Below are 16,010 nucleotides of genomic sequence, written 5' to 3' on the forward strand. Positions count from 1 at the left end.
AAGCACTTTCTGTCGCGGGCCTCCCCACCCGCCCGGTGACCCCCGCGGCCATGGAGTCGTGTGGGCCCGGTGGTTCGGGTCCGCACGAGGCCCGGACGCACTAGGCTGGGAAGAAGGTGACACGCTGTTCACCGTGGGTGTGCGCAATGGAGTGGCGACGATGAGTCCGGTCAACCCGTTCGACGATGCCGCCACCGCCCGCGTCGTAGTCGACGACTCCGGCACCCTGCGGGAGTGGAACGAGGGCGCCCGCCTGCTGCTCGGCCACCCCGCCGCCGACGTCGTCGGACGCCCCGCCGCCACGCTGCTGGCCGACGGCGCCGAGCCAACTCCCCCCGGGCGCGACGACGACCAGTGGAGCGGCACCCTGGCGCTGCGGCACCGGGACGGGCACACCGTGTCGGTGTGGGTGCTCGCCCACCGCAGACCGCCGCAGGACGGCTCGCCGGGCACCTGGCTCGCCGTGGCAGCCCTGGAGGCGGGCCCCGAACCGGCCGACGACCCGCTGGTCAGAGCGGCGCTGACGCAGTCACCCTGCGCCATGATGATCTTCGACGACCGGCTCCTGCTGCGCGGTGTCAACGACGCGATGGCACAGCTGGTGGGACTGCCGCAGCACCGGCTGCGCGGCCTGCGGGCGACCGACATCAGCAGCCGCCGGCAGAACAGCGAACTCGAACGGCACATGCGGCGGGTCCTGGAGTCCGGCCGCCGGTCCGACATGCAGACCCACCTCAGGGCCGTCGGCGAGAGCCGCGCCCACGCGTGGAACGCCCGGGTCGCACCCCTGACCGCCCCGGACGGCCGCGTGATCGGCGTCTGCGTGAGCGCCCACGACTTCACCGAGCAGCACCTCGCCCGGGAGCGGCTGCAACTGGTCAACGAGGCCAGCGTGCGCATCGGCAGCACCCTCGACGTCACTCGTACGGCACAGGAACTGGCGGACGTGTGCGTGCCCGCGCTGGCCGACTTCGTCACCGTCGACCTGCTGGACCCGCGCGAGAACGGCGGCGAGCCCGCCACCGTGCTCGAACCGCCGGTGGCCCTGCGCAGGACGGCCCAGCGGTCGGTCACCCCGGACCACCCGCCGGCCGTGGCCGAGACCGGCGAACTGGACGTCTACCCGGCCGGTTCGCCGCAGGCCGAGTGCCTGCTCTCGGGGCAGGCGATCGTGGCCTCGGAGACCTTCGGCGACCTCGAACACTGGCTGGAGTGGGACCCGGTGCGGCTCCAGCGGGTGCGGGAGTTCGGCGTCCACTCCGTGATGTCGGTGCCGCTCCAGGCCCGCGGCACCACCCTCGGCGTGGCGGTCTTCACCCGGTTCCGGCGCCCCTACCCGTTCACCCACGACGACGTGCTGCTGGCCGAGGAGGTCAGCGCCCGCGCCGCCGTCTGCGTCGACAACGCCCGCCGCTACTCCCGCGAGCGCGAGGCCACGCTGACCCTCCAGCGCAGCCTGCTCCCCCGGTGGCTGCCGCCCACCGCAGCGGTGGAGGCGGCCTCCCGCTACCTGCCGGCCGCCCGCGCGGGGGTCGGCGGCGACTGGTTCGACGTCATCCCGCTCTCCGGGATGCGGGTGGCCGTGGTCGTCGGGGACGTCGTGGGCCACGGCATCCAGGCGTCGGCGACGATGGGCCGGCTGCGCACCGCCGTGCGCACCCTCGCCGACATCGACCTGACGCCCGAGGAACTGCTCACCCACCTCGACGACCTGGTGGTCCGGCTCTCCGAGGAGTCCGGCGAGGACAGCGCGGGCGAGGTCGGCGCCACCTGCCTGTACGCGGTGTACGACCCGGTCTCGCGGCAGTGCGCCCTGGCCCGGGCCGGGCATCCGGCGCCCGTGCTGGTGCCGCCCGACGGACCGCCCCGGCTGGTCGAGCTGCCCTCGGGGCCGCCGCTGGGCGTGGACGGGCTGCCGTTCGAGTCGGCCGAGCTGGAGCTGCGCGAGGGCAGCGTGCTGGCGCTCTACACCGACGGCCTGGTCGAGAGCCGGGACCGGGACGCCGACGCCGGCCAGTCGCTGCTCCGCGAGGCGCTGTCAGCCCCCGCCGACTCCCTGGACGTCGCCTGCGACCGCGTGCTGCGCACCCTGCTCCCGTCGGGCAGCGCGGCCGACGACGTGGCACTGCTGCTGGCCCGCACCCGAGGGCTGCCCGCCGGACAGGTCGCCACCTGGGACATCCCCGCCGACCCCTCGCTGGTCGCCCCGGTGCGCAAGCAGGTCCTCGAACAGCTGTCCACCTGGGGTCTGCTGGAGGCGTCCTTCACCGCCGAACTGGTGGTGAGCGAGCTGGTGACCAACGCCATCCGGTACGGCTCCCCGCCCATCCGGCTGCGGCTGATCCACGACGCGGCCACGCTGATCTGCGAGGTCTCCGACACCAGCCACACCGCGCCCCACCTGCGCCGGGCCAAGACCTGGGACGAGGGCGGGCGCGGCCTGCTCCTGGTGGCCCAGCTCACCCAGCGCTGGGGCAGCCGGCACACGACCGACGGCAAGACGATCTGGGCGGAGCTGGGGCTGCTCGACGAGGAATGAAGCCCCCGTTTCCCGGGCGGTGTGACGGGACACTCGCCAGGAACAGGGCGTACGGCGCCGCGTCGGGCCACGCCCTGCGCGATACCTGACGGGAGTGTGGAAAGCGATGGCGAACACGTCCCAGCCGCTGCGCCGGACGGCCCTGCTCGCGAGCGGGGTCGCGCTTGTCGGCCTGCTGAGCGCCTGCGGCACCGAGAGCGGTACGTCGGGCACCCCGCAGCCCGCCGGGTCCGCCCGCACGACCGGTACGGACCCCGGGGCCGAGACGGACCGCGGTACCGCGACCGACAGCGCGCCCGCGGTCGGCGCCGCGCCGAGCGACACCGCGGGGTCGGCCTCCGCCTCGGGCCGTACCGACGGCCGCTGCCACACCTCCGAGCTGCGCGCCACGGTCGGCCGCGTCGACCCGGGCGCCGGGCAGCGGAACTTCCCGGTCGTGCTGACCAACACCGCCGACCGCACCTGCACGCTGTACGGCCACCCCGGCGCCGCCTTCGTGGACGCGTCCGGCAAGCAGCTGGGCCCGGACCCGGAACGCACGCCCGCCTCCCCTCGCGCCGTCACGCTGACGCCGGGCGAGAGCGCCTGGGCCGGGCTGTCGTTCTCCAGCCCGCAGGTCAGCGGCGCCCGCACGGCCACCCCGGCGGCGCTGCTCGTCACCCCGCCGGACGAGCACGACCCCCTCAAAGTGAAGTGGACGGCCGGCGAGGTCCCGGTGGGCGGCGACGAGTCGTCGGTCTCCGTCACCGCCCTGGAGGCGGGCACGGGCCCCTGAGGCAACCCGTGCCGGTATCAGTGGCCGGCGATCGGGTGGGGCGCGTAGGGGCGCTCCAGCTCCTCGGTCTCCTTCTCACTGAGCGTCAGTTCCACCGCTGCCACGGCGTCGTCGAGGTGCCCCGCCTTCGACGCGCCGACGATCGGCGCGGTCACCGTGTCCTGGTGCAGCAGCCAGGCGAGGGCGACCTGGGCGCGCGGAACTCCGCGCTCGCCCGCGATGCGGGTGACGGCCTCGACCACGGCCCGGTCGCCCTCCTGGTAGAGGGTGCTGCCGAAGTTGTCGGTGGCGCTGCGCTCGGTGGCGGTGTCCCAGTCGCGGGTGAGCCGGCCGCGCGCCAGCGGGCTCCAGGGCAGCACGCCGACCCCCTGGTCCGCGCAGAGGGGCAGCATCTCGCGCTCCTCCTCGCGGTAGACGAGGTTGTAGTGGTTCTGCATCGACACGAACCTCGTCCAGCCGTGCCGCTCGGCGGTGTACTGCATCTTGGAGAACTGCCAGGCGTACATCGAACTGGCCCCGATGTACCGGGCCTTGCCCGCCTTCACCACGTCGTGCAGGGCCTCCATCGTCTCCTCGACCGGGGTGTCCGGGTCGTAGCGGTGGATCTGGTAGAGGTCGACGTAGTCGGTGCCCAGCCGCCGGAGGCTGTGGTCGATCTCCGTCATGATGGCCTTGCGGGACAGCCCGGCGCCGTTGGGTCCGGGCCGCATCCGGCCGTTGACCTTGGTCGCGAGCACGATGTCGTCGCGGCGGGCGAAGTCGCGCAGCGCCTTGCCGACGATCTCCTCGCTGGTGCCGTCGGAGTAGACGTTGGCGGTGTCGAAGAAGGTGATGCCGGCCTCCAGCGCCCGCCGGACGAGCGGGCGCGAGGCCTCCTCGTCCAGCGTCCACTCGTGCGTGCCGCGGTCCGGGACTCCGTACGTCATGCAGCCCAGGCAGATCCGCGACACGTCCAGGCCCGTCGAACCGAGCTTCACGTACTGCATCGTTGCTGCTCCTGTCTTCCGGATCATCCGTACCAGGGCGAGCGTACGTCTTCGCGCGCGCTCGAACCCCGGCCCCCGACAGGCCGCCGTCAGCGCCCTGAGGTGGGACGCCGCCTGGCAGACGGCCTCCGGTGTCAGGATCTCGCACCCACCGGCGTGGACGGGACGGCATCGTCCTGTCCACGATCCACAGGTGATCCCCGGCCCGCACGGGCACGGTGTCAGTCCACCCGCTCCGACACGGTGATGGCGCCGACGGGGCACGCGCGGGCGGCCTCCCGCACCAGGGCGCTGCCGCCCCCGTCCTCCCGGCCGGGGCGGAGCGCGCTGTAGCCGTCGTCGTCCTGGGTGAAGACCTCCGGGGCCGTCAGGGCGCACTGCCCCGCCCCGATGCAGGTGTTCTCGTCGATGGCGATGTGCATGTGCGGGCCCTCCTACCAGGCCACGGGGAGTTCCAGCATCCCCTGGATGGTGTCGCCGGGCTTGAAGGGAATCTCCTCCGCCGGGGCGGCCAGGCGCAGTTCGGGCAGCCGCTCGAAGAGGCTGCGCAGGGCGATCTCCAGCTCGGCGCGGGCCAGGTTCTGGCCCAGGCACTGGTGGATGCCGAACCCGAAGGCGACGTGATGGCGGGCCGGACGGTGCCAGTCCAGGGTGTCCGGCTCGGGGTAGACCGTCTCGTCCCGGTTGATGACGGAGGTGGCGAAGACGACCCCGTCACCGGCCCGGATGGTCTGCCCCGCCACCTCGATGTCCTCGACGGCCGTCCGGAGCAGTCCGTCGGCGATCGAGAGCACCCGCATGAGTTCCTCGACGGCGCCGGGCAGAAGCCCGGGATCCGCGCGCAGTTCGGCCAGACGTCCGGGGTTCCGCAGGAGCGTGAAGGTGCCCAGGGAGATCATGTTGGCGGTGGTCTCGTGGCCGGCGACCAGCAGGATGACCGCGAAGGCGATCAACTGGTCACGGTCCAGGGCCCCTTCGCTCAGCTGCTGCCGGACCAGGTCGTCCAGCAGACCCTCGCCGGGCTCCTCGCGCTTGCGGTCGACCAATTCCCCCAGGTACGACTCCAGTCGGCCGCGCGCCTCGAGGGTGTCCTCGGGCCGGGGGCCGCGCAGCAGCCGGCGGGACTGCTCCTCGAAGAAGTCGTGGTCGGCGTAGGGGACCCCGAGCAGCGCGCAGATCACCATCGAGGGCACCGGCAGCGCGAAGGCCGGCACCAGGTCGGCGGGCGGGCCCTGCGCGATCATCGCGTCGAGCCGTTCGTCGACGATCTCCTGGATGCGCGGGCGCATGGCGGCGGCGCGCTTGAGGGTGAACTCCGGGATCACCCTCTTGCGTTGGGCACGGTGTTCCGGGTCGTCGACGCCGAGCAGGGCGGGACTGCGCCCCCGTACTGCGGTGAGCCGTGCCGAGGTGGCGGGGAAGCCGTCGCGGGTGCGGTCGGTCGACAGCCGCTGGTCGGCCAGCAGCCGGCGGGCGGTGGTGTGGCCGGTGACGAGCCAGACGGGGCGGCCGTCGAAGAGGGTGACGCGGGCCAGCGGACGGGTGGCGCGCAGCGGGTCGTAGGCGGCGGGCGGGTGGTAGGGACAGGTCCGGTCCTGCGGAAAGCCGACGGGGTGCGTCGTGTCCGTGTCCGTCGTGTCCGTGTCCGTCATGGGAGACCTCGCAGACGAAGAGTGCGTCGTACCGCTCTTCATTAGATGCCTCGGGCATCTATGCGGCGACGCCAAGTTCGGCCAGATCGGTGACGGTGACGGACTGGCCGGGGATCACCGGGTGCATGGCGCCACTCGGGCCCCGCGGGGCCGGGCGCGCCCTGTGCGTGGCGCGATCGGGCCGCCCGGGGGCGCCGACCGCCCGCCGGATCTGGCCGGGCGGCAAGGTGCCCGGTGGTCCGGGGCAGGATGCGGTATGGATGGAACGGGTCCGCACCGGTCGGTGACGTACACCGGGCCGGTCGGCCCGGCGATGCGACCGAGCGACTGAGCGACTGAGCGACGACGGAACGGATGCACACATGCCTCTGGACGGCGAGTACGAACCCAGCCCGACGAAGTGGGTGCGCGAACAGGTCGAGCTGTACGAGAGCTCGGGCGGCACCAAGGGCACGACCCTGCAGAACACGGGCCTGCCCGTGATCGTGCTGACCACCCGGGGCGCCAAGAGCGGGAAGATCCGCAAGACGCCGCTGATGCGGGTCGAGCAGGACGGCACGTACGCCGTGGTGGCCTCCCTGGGCGGCGCCCCCAAGCACCCGGTCTGGTACTTCAACGTGAAGGCCGACCCCCAGGTGGAACTGCAGGACGGCCCGGTGCGGCGCGACATGACGGCCCGTGAGGTCACCGGCGTGGAGAAGGCCGAGTGGTGGGAGCGTGCGGTCGCGGCGTATCCGCCGTACGCCGACTACCAGAAGAAGACGGACCGGGAGATCCCCGTCTTCGTCCTGGAGCCGGCCGACGGAAGCTGATCCGGGCGCACCGGATTCCCGGCGACGGCGTGCATGGAGCGCCGGGTTCCGGGCAGCCGAGGGTCAGGCCCCGCCGCGTTCCCCCGTCGCGGCGGGGCTTTCCGCTGCCTCGCGCGCGGGGCGGTCGGTGACGTCCAGGAAGATCTCCCCGGCTTCGGGAACGGTGTGGGCGATCGAGCGCTTGATGCGCACCGCGACCTCCTCCACCCGTTCGCTGTCCATGCCCGGCATCAGGTCGACGCGCGCGGCCACCAGAGTGGAATCGAGACCGGTCTTCATGGTGAACAGCGCCTCGACGGTGTCGATCTCCGGCTGGGCCTCCAGCAGGGCGCAGATCCGGCCGCTGGCCTCGGGGTCGGCGGCCTCGCCGATCAGCTGGTCGCGGGCCTCGCGGCCCAGCCGGTAGGCGACGTACACGAGCAGCCCGCCGATCGCGAGCGAGGCGCAGGCCTCCCAGACCACCTGGCCGGTGACCATGTGCAGGACCATGCCGGTCATGGCGAGGGTCACCCCGAGCACCGCGGTGCCGTCCTCGGCGACGACCGTGCGCAGGGCCGGGTCGCGCAGCCCGGTGGCGATGCCACCCTGGCCCCGTACCTGGTACAGGGCCCGCAGCAGGGAGCCGCCCTCGGCGAGCAGGGCGACGCCGAGCACGACCAGTCCGGCCACGTAGCCGCCCAGTTCCTCGTCGGCGCCGGTGCGCAGCGCCTCGATGCCCTGATAGAAGGAGAAGCAGCCGCCCATCACGAAGATGCCGACGGCGGCGAGGAGGGACCAGAAGAAGCGTTCCTTGCCGTAACCGAAGGGGTGCCTGCGGTCGGCGGGGCGGCGGCTGCGGCGCAGGGCGGCGAGGAGGAAGACCTCGTTCATGCTGTCCGCCACCGAGTGCGCGGCCTCCGACAGCAGCGCGGGCGATCCCGCGAGGAACCCGCCGATCGCCTTGGCGACGGCGATCACCAGGTTGGCCGCGAGGGCGACCAGCACCGTGACGCGTGTCTTGCGGTCCGCCTTCGTCTCCGCGCTCACGTCCCCTCCCTCACTGCCGTCCCCGTCCTTCCCGTAGTCCACTCGGCCGCCCTCGCGGCCCGGCTTCTCCTGCGCGGCTGTCCCAGTCACGAAGGGCCGAATGCCCGTGGCGGCAGCACTCACACCCCGCCTTGTGGGTGGCCCACCAGTGCCGACGGCCGAAAACGGGGAACGCGTCCACCAGGGCACCCGGAAGACTGGAGGCAGGCCCATGAGCGGTGACGGCGGCACGTCGGGCAACAGCGGGTACGGCAGGAAGCCGTTCAAGCGGTCCAAGAGCCACTTCGCGGACCGGATCACCGCGGACGGCCGCGACGGCTGGCCGGTGGAGTCCGGCCGGTACCGCCTGGTGGTCAGCCGAGCCTGTCCGTGGGCGAGCCGGGCCCTGGTCTCGCGGCGGCTGCTCGGTCTCGAGGACGCCCTGTCGCTGGCGGTCACCGATCCGGTCCAGGACGACCGCAGCTGGCGGTTCACGCTGGACCCGGACGGCCGCGACCCGGTCCTCGGCATCCGCTACCTGAGCGAGGCCTACGACCGGCGGGAGACCGGCTATCCGGGCGGGGTGAGTGTTCCCGCGATCGTGGACGTGCCCACCGGGGCGCTGGTCACCAACGACTACCAGCGGATCACCCTGGACCTCGCCACCGAGTGGACCTCGCTGCACCGGCCGGGCGCGCCCGACCTGTATCCCGAGTCGCGGCGCGACGAGATCGACGAGGTGATGGCCGGCGTCTACGAGGACGTCAACAACGGCGTGTACCGGGCGGGCTTCGCGACCGGCCAGGAGGAGTACGAGGCCGCGTGCGCGGGCGTGTTCCGGCGGCTTGAGCAGTTGGCGCCCCGGCTGGAGCGGCAGCGCTACCTGGTCGGTGACACCGTCACCGAGGCCGACATCCGGCTGTTCACGACGCTGGTCCGGTTCGACGCCGTCTACCACGGCCACTTCAAGTGCAACCGCTGGAAGCTGGCGGAGCACCCGGTGCTGTGGGGGTACGTCCGCGACCTGTTCCAGACGCCCGGGTTCGGGGACACCGTCGACTTCGACCACATCAAGCGCCACTACTACCAGGTGCACACCGGCATCAATCCGACGGCGATCGTGCCCCTGGGCCCGGACCTCGCCGGCTGGCTCACGCCCCACCGCCGGGAGGAGCTGGGCGGGCGGCCGTTCGGTGACGGCACCGCGCCGGGGCCCGTCCGGGCCGACGAGGAGGTGCCGGTACCGGGCCGGCCCTGACCCTTCCGCACCCACACCACGCACCCCACGCAAGGAGAGATACGCATGGCGAAGCCCAAGAAGAAGAAGCTCCCGCTCGCCTACAAGCCCGTCGGGTTCGCGCTCGGCTGGGTGGGCGGCACGCTGGCCGGGATGGCGTTCCAGAAGACCTGGAAGCTGATCCGGCACGAGGACGACGCGCCCGACGCGCTGGACCCGGACCGCGGCTGGGGCGAGATCCTGCTGGCCGCCGCGATCCAGGGCGCCATCTTCGCGGCGGTGCGCAGTGCCGTGGACCGTACGGGCGCCAAGGCCATCGAGCGCTCGACCGGTGTGTGGCCGGTCGACAAGGGCGGACGGGACTGACGCCTCGCAGTCCCCTCCTCCCCCGCTCCCCGCGACGGCGCCCGGCAGGCTGTGGTCAGCCCTGCTTGGGTGCCGTCGGCGCGGCGGCCAGGCGCACGGTGAAGGAGTGCCCCGCCGGGTCGGAGAAGCCGCGCTCCTCGAGCGGACCGACCGCGTCCTTCGCCTCCACGGGGCGTCCGCCGAGCCCCACGATCGCCCGCTCGGCCTCGTCCAGCTCCGCCACCACGAAGTCCAGGTGGACCTGGAGCGAGTTCTCGGGGCGGGGCCAGCTCGGCGGGGTCGCGTTGACGTCCCGCCGGAAGGCCATGCGGAAGCCGCGCGGGCCCTCGATCTCGACCCGGTTGGCGGACACCTCGGTCTCTTCCGCCCCCAGCAGGCCCTTGTAGAACTCGGCGAGCTTCTCGGGCTCGGCGCAGTCGAGTACCACGACGCCCGCGTTGACCGTTGCCATGTCTCCTCCGAAGGATTCCGGGCGCGGGGCCGACGTGCTCCGTGCCCTCTACCTAGCGGATATCCCGGCGGCGCCGATTCAGTCGGCGGCGGGCTCCTGACGCGGCGTCATGGCTGTCCGGGGCCGACGGCTCCCCCTGCCTGCCCGGGCATCCGGATGCCGTGCCGCCGCGGGAATGTCACGATCTCGTCGGAGGTTGCAGACCGTGCCCCTGGAACCGCTCCCTATCTGCGAGGTTCTCGATGAACACCATGCGCGCCATCGGCCAGGACGTCCTCGGCGGACCCGAGGTCCTGAAGGAAGTACGTCCTCCGCGCCCCGAGCCGCGCCCGAACGAGGTGCTGGTGCGGGTGCGCGCCGCCGGAGTGAACCCGACCGACTGGAAGCACCGGGCGAACGGCGGCTTCCTCGGTGAGCCGCCCTTCGTGCTGGGCTGGGACGTCTCGGGCACGGTGGAGGCGGTGGGGATCGGCGTGGCCGCCTTCGCGCCCGGCGACGAGGTCTTCGGCATGCTCTCGTACCCCTTCGGCCACGGCTCCCACGCGGAGTACGTCACCGCTCCCGCACGCACCTTCACGCACAAGCCGGCCGGGATCGACCACGTCCAGGCGGGCGCGCTCCCCCTGGTCTCGCTGACGGCGTGGCAGGCGCTGGTGGAGCGGGCCGACGTCCGGCCGGGACAGCGGGTGCTGATCCACGCGGCGGCCGGCGGTGTGGGCCATGTGGCGGTACAGATCGCCAAGGCGCGGGGCGCCCATGTGATCGGCACCGCCAGCGCGGGCAAGCACGAGTTCCTGCGCTCTCTGGGCGCGGACGAGACCGTGGACTACCGGGAGACGGACTTCACCGAGGCGGTGAAGGACGTGGACGTCGTGCTGGACACGATCGGCGGCGACACGTCCCTGCGGTCGCTGCGCGTACTGCGCCCCGGCGGGGTGGTGGTCTCGATCCTGCCGGTCGGGTCGGACGAGTTCTTCGAGGAGGCCGGACGGCTCGGCGTGCGCGCGGTGCGGATGCTGGTGGACGCCGACCGGGCCGACATGGAGTCGGTCGCGGCCCTGGTCGAGGCGGGGAAGCTGAAGGCCACCGTCGAGAAGACGTTCCCGCTGGCCGAGGCGGCCGAGGCGCACGCGCTCGGCGAGACCGGCCGCACCACGGGCAAGCTCGTTCTCGTTGTCGACTGATCGACTGATCGACCGATCGACCCGGCTGTGAGTTTCGATGACATATGTCAATCGAACATGCTCAGATTCGCTCGATCGGGGTAACTTTTCGTGCGGGCTGGCTGGTTGAGCCCTCCGGAAGCAGGCCGGAAACAGGCCAGAACAAGCTGGAGGCAGGTTTCGTGCGGCAGGAATCGGCGTCGCCCACCCGGCATCTGCGCGTGCGCCACGACCGCGGGCACACGGTGCTTGAGTTCCACGGCGAGATCGACATCGCGTCGGCCGCGGAGATCACGCCCCACCTGGACCGGGAGACCCGGCGCCCCGGCGCCCGGGTCGTCCTGGACCTCGGCGGGATCGAGTTCTTCGACTGCTCCGGCCTGCGGCTGCTCCACCGGGCCCGCGGCCAGGTGCTCGACGGGGGCGGGCAGGTGCACCTGGTGTGCGCCCACCCGCTGACCCTGCGGATGCTGCGGATCACCGGCCTGACCCGGCTGCTGCCGCCCTTGCCGACGCTGGACGAGGTGCTGGGCGTCAGCCTGCCGGCCGCGCGTCGAACAGGGCGCTGACCGACTCGCCGTTGTGGATGCGGCGCACGGCCTCGGCGAGTGCCGGGGCGATGGACAGGATCCGCAGCTTGTCCGTGTGATCGTCGACCGGCACCGGCACGGTGTTGGTGCACACGATCTCCAGCACGTCCGGCTGCTCGCTGAGCCGCCCCAGCGCACCGGCCGCGAAGAGCCCGTGCGTGCAGGCGAGGCGGATGGTGCGCGGACCCGACTCCCTCAGCCGGTCCAGGAGTTCCAGCACCGTGCTGCCCTTGGCGATCTCGTCGTCGAGCACGATGACGTCCCGCCCGGCGACGTCCCCGATCACGGTGCTGATGCTGACCCGGTCGTCGGCGTACCGCTGCTTGGCGCCGGCCGCCACCCGGGCGCCGAGCATCCGGGCGAACGCGGCGGCCTCCTTGGCGTTGCCCAGGTCCGGCGAGACGACGGTGGTGCGGGACAGGTCGTACTGCCGGAAGTGCGCGGCCAGTTCCCGCAGCGCGTGCAGGTGGTCGACCGGGACCGGGAAGAAGCCGTGCACCTGGGGGGAGTGGAGGGTCATCGCGAGGACCCGGCCCGCGCCGGCCGCCACCAGCAGATCGGCGACCAGGCGACCGCCCAGGGAGATGCGCGGGGCGTCCTTCTTGTCGGAGCGGGCGTAGGAGTAGTGGGGCATGACGACGGTGATGCGGCCGGCCGACGCGCCCCGGGCCGCGTCGCACATCAGCAGCAGCTCGACCAGATGCTCCTGGACCGGCTTGACCAGCGGCTGGACCAGGAAGACGTCCCGCTCCCGGCAGTTGGCCAGGAGCTGCACCTCCAGGCAGTCGTTGGCGAACCGGCTGACCCGGGTGGGGCTGAGCGGCACCCCCAGCTGTGCGCAGACCTCCTCGGCCAGCTCGGGATGGGCACTACCGCTGAACACGGCGATGTCTCGCACGGACCGCTCCTCGCGTGATCCTGTCCGGCCGGGATCCTCAGCTTACGGAAATCCGGTTGCGCCGGCCCGGGCGGCCGACGGCATCATGGCGCCGTCCGTTTCTCCCAGGTCCCTCGGACCTCTCAGGTCAGGATCCCCCGCATGCGCCGACTCCTCGGAATCCCCCAGTGCCCCTTCCGGCCCACGGTTCCCGAGGACGCGACCACGCATGCACCCCACGCACACCCTGAACATCGGCATCCTGGCCCACGTCGACGCCGGTAAGACCAGCCTCACCGAACGGCTGCTCTTCGACCACGGCGCGGTCGACCGGCTCGGCAGCGTCGACGCCGGTGACACCCGTACGGACGACGGCGGAATCGAGCGCCGCCGCGGCATCACCATCCGCTCCGCCGTCGCGGCCTTCACCGTCGGCGACACGCAGGTCAACCTGATCGACACCCCGGGACACTCCGACTTCGTCGCCGAGGTCGAGCGGGCCCTGGAGGTGCTCGACGGCGCGGTGCTGCTGCTCTCCGCCGTGGAGGGCGTGCAGGCGCGGACCCGCGTGCTGCTGCGCACCCTGCGGCGGCTGCAGCTGCCCACGCTCGTGTTCGTCAACAAGGTCGACCGGGCCGGGGCGCGGCCCGAGGGCCTGCTCGACGACGTGCGGCGCCTGCTGACTGAGCACGTCGCGCCGCTGACGGTCGTGACGGGCGCGGGCACCGCCGGCGCCCGGGTCGTGGCCCGCCCGCCGGACGAGCGGACCGCCGAGGCGCTCGCCGAGGTCGATCCGGACATCCTGGCCGCCCTGGTGGACGGGCCCGCGCCGACGCCGCACGCTCTCGGCACGGCCCTCGCCGCCCGCACCGCCGACGGCTCCTTCCACCCGCTGTACCACGGCTCCGCGCTCGGCGGTCAGGGTGTCGCCGAGCTGGTGGAGGGCCTGGTCTCACTGGTCCCGGCGGCCACCGCACCGGCACCGGCCGCCTCCGCGGCGCCGCGCGGCACGGTCTTCGCCGTGCGCCCGGAGCCCGGTGGCGGGCGCACGGCGTACCTGCGGCTGTACGACGGTGAGGTGCGCCCGCGCGGGCGGCTGACGTTCCTGCGGCGCGAGGCCGACGGCCGGACCACCGAGGTCCCCGGCCGGGTGACCCGCCTCGACGTCGTCGGCGGGGGCGCCACGCTCACCGCCGGGAACATCGCCGCGCTCACCGTGCCGGGCGGCCTGCGCGTCGGCGACCGGCTCGGCGACCTCACCGACCGCGCGCCGCAGTTCGCGGCACCGACGCTGCAGACCCTGGTCCGGGCGCGGCGCCCGGAGCAGGCGGCGCCACTGCGCTCCGCGCTGCTCGCGCTGGCCGACCAGGACCCGCTGCTGCACGCCCGCCCGGCGGCGTCCGGCGCGACGGCCCTGCTGCTGTACGGCGAGGTCCAGATGGAGGTGCTGGCGGCGACGCTGGCCGAGGACTTCGGCGTCGAGGCGGAGTTCACGCCCGGCCGGGTGCGGTTTCTGGAGCGCCCGGCCGGGACGGGTGAGGCGGCGGAGGAGATGCCGTGGCTCGACCACACCCGGTACTGGGCGACCGTCGGACTGCGGGTCGAGCCGGGTCCGCGCGGCTCCGGCGTGGTGTTCGCGTACGAGACGGAGCTGGGCGCGCTCCCCCGCGCCTTCCACCAGGCGGTGGAGGAGAGCGTCCACGCCACGCTGCTGACCGGGCCGGCCGGGGCGGCGGTCACCGACTGCCGGGTGACGCTGATCCGCTCCGGTTTCTGCTCGCCGGTCAGCACCGCCGCCGACTTCCGCGGGCTGACGCCGATCGTGCTGCGCCGCGCCCTGCGCCGGGCGGGGACCGTGCTCTACGAGCCGTACCACGCCTTCGAGGCGGAGATCCCGCCGGACGCGCTGGCCGCCGTGACGGCCCGGCTCGCCGCGCTGGGTGCCGACTTCACCGGCACGACGGGCGGCGACCCCGCCTGGATCCTCACCGGCGAGCTGCCGGCCCGGCGGGTCCGGGAGGCCGAACTGCGACTGCCGGGACTCACCCACGGGGAGGCGGTGTGGTCGTCCCGGCCCTGCGCGGACCGCCCGCTGAAGCGGCAGCACTGAGCCGTCGTACGCCCCGCCCGTGCCCCCGTCCCCTGCCCGTGTCCCCCAACTGCTCTGTCTGGTGGAGGAGATGGGGGGCATCAGGGTCAGTAGGAAGGAGGGCCGTCGCCATGACGACTCCCGTCAAGAATCCCACGCGTCCCGTCGAGAGGCCCGCGAGGCGCATGCCCGGCTGGGCGAAGGTGCTGACCGCGGTCGTGGTGGTCCTCGCCGTGCTGTTCGCGGGGCTCCGGCTGAGCGTCATACCGGGCCTGAACGACCTGTTCGGCACCGAGACCAAGGACCGCTCGGGCCCCGCGCTGCTCAAGTCCATCCAGGACATCAGCCATTACGAGGCAGCCTCCGGCAACTTCCAGGTCGTCGTGGACCTGGAGAAGGACACCAAGTTCCTGCCCGACGCCGTCCGCGGCTCCCGCACCCTGTATGTCGGGGCGGGCACCGTCGACGCCTACGTCGACCTCGGGAAGGTCGGCGAGGACGACGTGACGGTCAACGACGACCGGACGTCGGCCACGCTGCGGCTGCCGCACGCCGCGCTCGGCGAGCCGGCCCTGGACCCCGACCGCTCGTACGCGGTGTCCAAGCAGCGCGGACTCCTCGACCGCCTCGGCGACCTGTTCTCGGACAACCCGAACAGCGAGCAGGCCGTACAGAAGCTCGCGGCCCGGCACATCGGCGAGGCCGCCAAGGACAGCGAGCTGAAGACCCGCGCCGAGAGCAACACCACGGCGATGCTCCAGGGTCTGCTCCGCTCCCTCGGCTTCACGGAGGTGCGGGTGGCCTACGGGGCCTGAGCGGTCCCCCGGACCGCCGGGCATCCTCGGCGGTCCGGGGGGTAATAGCTCCGCCACGCGGGGACATTGACTCTTGGAGGAATGAAATGGCTCGTGTCGCCTCAGGGCTGCGCTTCCCTTCGCGTCCCCGTGCCAAGAAGGCGCAGACGGACTCCGAACAGCGGGAACGCCGTCCGCTCCCCCTTCCGTTGCGCCTGCTCGCGACGCTGTGCGCCTTCGTGTTCATGGTGGCGTTCGCCGTGGTGCTGGCCCGGCTGACACTGAACCCCTCCCCCGCGTCGGAGGCGCTGACCCACACCAACCTGCGTCCCGGGGATTCGCTGCGGGCCTACCTGGACCAGCCTGCGCTGCGGGACGCGGTGAAGCAGGTCGGCGGCAACATCCTGCTCGGCGTGCCGTTCGGCGTGCTCGTCCCGGTCGTCGCCCCGCGCACCCGGGGCCTGCTGAAAGTGCTGCTGCTGACCGCGGTGGTGATGCTGCTGGTGGAGTTCGCGCAGGGCGCCCTGATCACCGGGCGGGCCTTCGACATCGACGACGTCATCCTCAACACCAGCGGTGCGTTGATCGGTTACCTGCTGCTGGGCCGGCGGATGAGCCGCGCGGTGCACGCGCGCAAGGTCCGGAAGGCGCGCGCGTGAGGGTTCTCCCACCGC

At 72.9% G+C, this 16,010-nt stretch carries 16 protein-coding genes; 10 read left to right on the plus strand and 6 right to left on the minus strand.

Translation table 11 applies throughout. The features are described from left to right. Window positions 1-160: 160 nt before the first annotated feature. Together ACFW01_RS22285 and ACFW01_RS22290 are read left to right on the plus strand one after the other, a co-directional pair. Entirely contained in the window at window positions 161-2,539 is a 2,379-nt protein-coding gene (locus tag ACFW01_RS22285) for a SpoIIE family protein phosphatase (protein ID WP_384505868.1), read from the plus strand. 106 nt (window positions 2,540-2,645) lie between these two features. Then, window positions 2,646-3,314, plus strand: coding sequence for a DUF4232 domain-containing protein (locus tag ACFW01_RS22290; protein ID WP_384505871.1), 669 nt, complete (start codon window positions 2,646-2,648; stop codon window positions 3,312-3,314). A gap of 17 nt (window positions 3,315-3,331) precedes the next feature. On the opposite strand, the gene ACFW01_RS22295 is transcribed toward ACFW01_RS22290, so the two are convergent. From ACFW01_RS22295 to ACFW01_RS22305, 3 genes are all read right to left on the minus strand, one after another. Then, complete coding sequence (locus ACFW01_RS22295; RefSeq protein ID WP_234955867.1) at window positions 3,332-4,300, minus strand: aldo/keto reductase; 969 nt, start codon at window positions 4,298-4,300, stop codon at window positions 3,332-3,334. Window positions 4,301-4,521: 221 nt separating this feature from the next. Beyond that, window positions 4,522-4,722 carry a ferredoxin gene (locus ACFW01_RS22300; RefSeq protein ID WP_234955866.1) on the minus strand — a complete coding sequence of 67 codons (201 nt, stop codon included), beginning with the start codon at window positions 4,720-4,722 and terminating at the stop codon, window positions 4,522-4,524. Between the two features lie 12 nt (window positions 4,723-4,734). Next, window positions 4,735-5,952, minus strand: coding sequence for a cytochrome P450 (locus tag ACFW01_RS22305; protein ID WP_384505875.1), 1,218 nt, complete (start codon window positions 5,950-5,952; stop codon window positions 4,735-4,737). Between the two features lie 362 nt (window positions 5,953-6,314). Here ACFW01_RS22305 and ACFW01_RS22310 point away from each other — a divergent pair, with 362 nt between their 5' ends. Beyond that, window positions 6,315-6,764 (plus strand): nitroreductase family deazaflavin-dependent oxidoreductase, encoded by a 450-nt coding sequence (locus tag ACFW01_RS22310; RefSeq protein ID WP_234955864.1) that lies wholly within the window; start codon window positions 6,315-6,317, stop codon window positions 6,762-6,764. A gap of 63 nt (window positions 6,765-6,827) precedes the next feature. Here the strand turns inward: ACFW01_RS22310 and ACFW01_RS22315 are convergent, their stop codons facing one another. Continuing rightward, window positions 6,828-7,748, minus strand: a complete 921-nt coding sequence (locus ACFW01_RS22315; protein WP_384505956.1) for a cation diffusion facilitator family transporter — start codon at window positions 7,746-7,748, stop codon at window positions 6,828-6,830. 253 nt (window positions 7,749-8,001) lie between these two features. Here ACFW01_RS22315 and ACFW01_RS22320 point away from each other — a divergent pair, with 253 nt between their 5' ends. After that, a complete protein-coding gene (locus tag ACFW01_RS22320) occupies window positions 8,002-9,027 on the plus strand; it encodes a glutathione S-transferase family protein (protein WP_384505878.1) in 1,026 nt (341 codons plus the stop codon). A 45-nt stretch (window positions 9,028-9,072) separates the two neighbouring features. Next, window positions 9,073-9,372 (plus strand): DUF4235 domain-containing protein, encoded by a 300-nt coding sequence (locus ACFW01_RS22325; protein WP_122615220.1) that lies wholly within the window; start codon window positions 9,073-9,075, stop codon window positions 9,370-9,372. 55 nt (window positions 9,373-9,427) lie between these two features. Here the strand turns inward: ACFW01_RS22325 and ACFW01_RS22330 are convergent, their stop codons facing one another. Continuing rightward, on the minus strand, window positions 9,428-9,823 hold the full coding sequence (locus ACFW01_RS22330; protein WP_384505881.1) for a VOC family protein: 396 nt from the start codon (window positions 9,821-9,823) through the stop codon (window positions 9,428-9,430). Between the two features lie 242 nt (window positions 9,824-10,065). Here ACFW01_RS22330 and ACFW01_RS22335 point away from each other — a divergent pair, with 242 nt between their 5' ends. Then, a complete protein-coding gene (locus tag ACFW01_RS22335) occupies window positions 10,066-11,007 on the plus strand; it encodes an NADP-dependent oxidoreductase (RefSeq protein ID WP_384505884.1) in 942 nt (313 codons plus the stop codon). A 161-nt stretch (window positions 11,008-11,168) separates the two neighbouring features. After that, window positions 11,169-11,555, plus strand: a complete 387-nt coding sequence (locus tag ACFW01_RS22340) for an anti-sigma factor antagonist (RefSeq protein ID WP_234955858.1) — start codon at window positions 11,169-11,171, stop codon at window positions 11,553-11,555. Here the strand turns inward: ACFW01_RS22340 and ACFW01_RS22345 are convergent. After that, window positions 11,521-12,474, minus strand: a complete 954-nt coding sequence (locus ACFW01_RS22345) for a ribose-phosphate diphosphokinase (protein ID WP_384505888.1) — start codon at window positions 12,472-12,474, stop codon at window positions 11,521-11,523. The two genes, ACFW01_RS22340 and ACFW01_RS22345, sit on opposite strands and share 35 nt — an antisense overlap. Window positions 12,475-12,682: 208 nt before the next feature. Between ACFW01_RS22345 and otr(A) the strand changes: the two genes are divergently transcribed. From otr(A) to ACFW01_RS22360, 3 genes are all read left to right on the plus strand, one after another. After that, window positions 12,683-14,563: a tetracycline resistance ribosomal protection protein Otr(A) gene (gene otr(A), locus ACFW01_RS22350; protein WP_384505891.1), complete on the plus strand. Its 1,881-nt coding sequence runs from the start codon at window positions 12,683-12,685 to the stop codon at window positions 14,561-14,563. A 110-nt stretch (window positions 14,564-14,673) separates the two neighbouring features. Continuing rightward, window positions 14,674-15,357, plus strand: a complete 684-nt coding sequence (locus tag ACFW01_RS22355) for a DUF4230 domain-containing protein (protein ID WP_234955852.1) — start codon at window positions 14,674-14,676, stop codon at window positions 15,355-15,357. A gap of 86 nt (window positions 15,358-15,443) precedes the next feature. Continuing rightward, a complete protein-coding gene (locus tag ACFW01_RS22360; RefSeq protein ID WP_234955850.1) occupies window positions 15,444-15,995 on the plus strand; it encodes a VanZ family protein in 552 nt (183 codons plus the stop codon). Window positions 15,996-16,010 lie beyond the last annotated feature (15 nt).

The organism is Streptomyces sp. NPDC058985 (assembly GCF_042740985.1).
GTDB lineage: Bacteria > Actinomycetota > Actinomycetes > Streptomycetales > Streptomycetaceae > Streptomyces.

What these genes read in the sequence shown, in the direction of transcription:
- ACFW01_RS22285 (WP_384505868.1), top strand. Translation starts at nt 161, where the DNA reads ATGAGTCCGGTCAACCCGTTCGACGATGCCGCCACCGCCCGCGTCGTA.
- ACFW01_RS22290 (WP_384505871.1), top strand. Translation starts at nt 2,646, where the DNA reads ATGGCGAACACGTCCCAGCCGCTGCGCCGGACGGCCCTGCTCGCGAGC.
- ACFW01_RS22295 (WP_234955867.1), bottom strand. Translation starts at nt 4,300, where the DNA reads ATGCAGTACGTGAAGCTCGGTTCGACGGGCCTGGACGTGTCGCGGATC.
- ACFW01_RS22300 (WP_234955866.1), bottom strand. Translation starts at nt 4,722, where the DNA reads ATGCACATCGCCATCGACGAGAACACCTGCATCGGGGCGGGGCAGTGC.
- ACFW01_RS22305 (WP_384505875.1), bottom strand. Translation starts at nt 5,952, where the DNA reads ATGACGGACACGGACACGACGGACACGGACACGACGCACCCCGTCGGC.
- ACFW01_RS22310 (WP_234955864.1), top strand. Translation starts at nt 6,315, where the DNA reads ATGCCTCTGGACGGCGAGTACGAACCCAGCCCGACGAAGTGGGTGCGC.
- ACFW01_RS22320 (WP_384505878.1), top strand. Translation starts at nt 8,002, where the DNA reads ATGAGCGGTGACGGCGGCACGTCGGGCAACAGCGGGTACGGCAGGAAG.
- ACFW01_RS22325 (WP_122615220.1), top strand. Translation starts at nt 9,073, where the DNA reads ATGGCGAAGCCCAAGAAGAAGAAGCTCCCGCTCGCCTACAAGCCCGTC.
- ACFW01_RS22330 (WP_384505881.1), bottom strand. Translation starts at nt 9,823, where the DNA reads ATGGCAACGGTCAACGCGGGCGTCGTGGTACTCGACTGCGCCGAGCCC.
- ACFW01_RS22335 (WP_384505884.1), top strand. Translation starts at nt 10,066, where the DNA reads ATGAACACCATGCGCGCCATCGGCCAGGACGTCCTCGGCGGACCCGAG.
- ACFW01_RS22355 (WP_234955852.1), top strand. Translation starts at nt 14,674, where the DNA reads ATGACGACTCCCGTCAAGAATCCCACGCGTCCCGTCGAGAGGCCCGCG.
- ACFW01_RS22360 (WP_234955850.1), top strand. Translation starts at nt 15,444, where the DNA reads ATGGCTCGTGTCGCCTCAGGGCTGCGCTTCCCTTCGCGTCCCCGTGCC.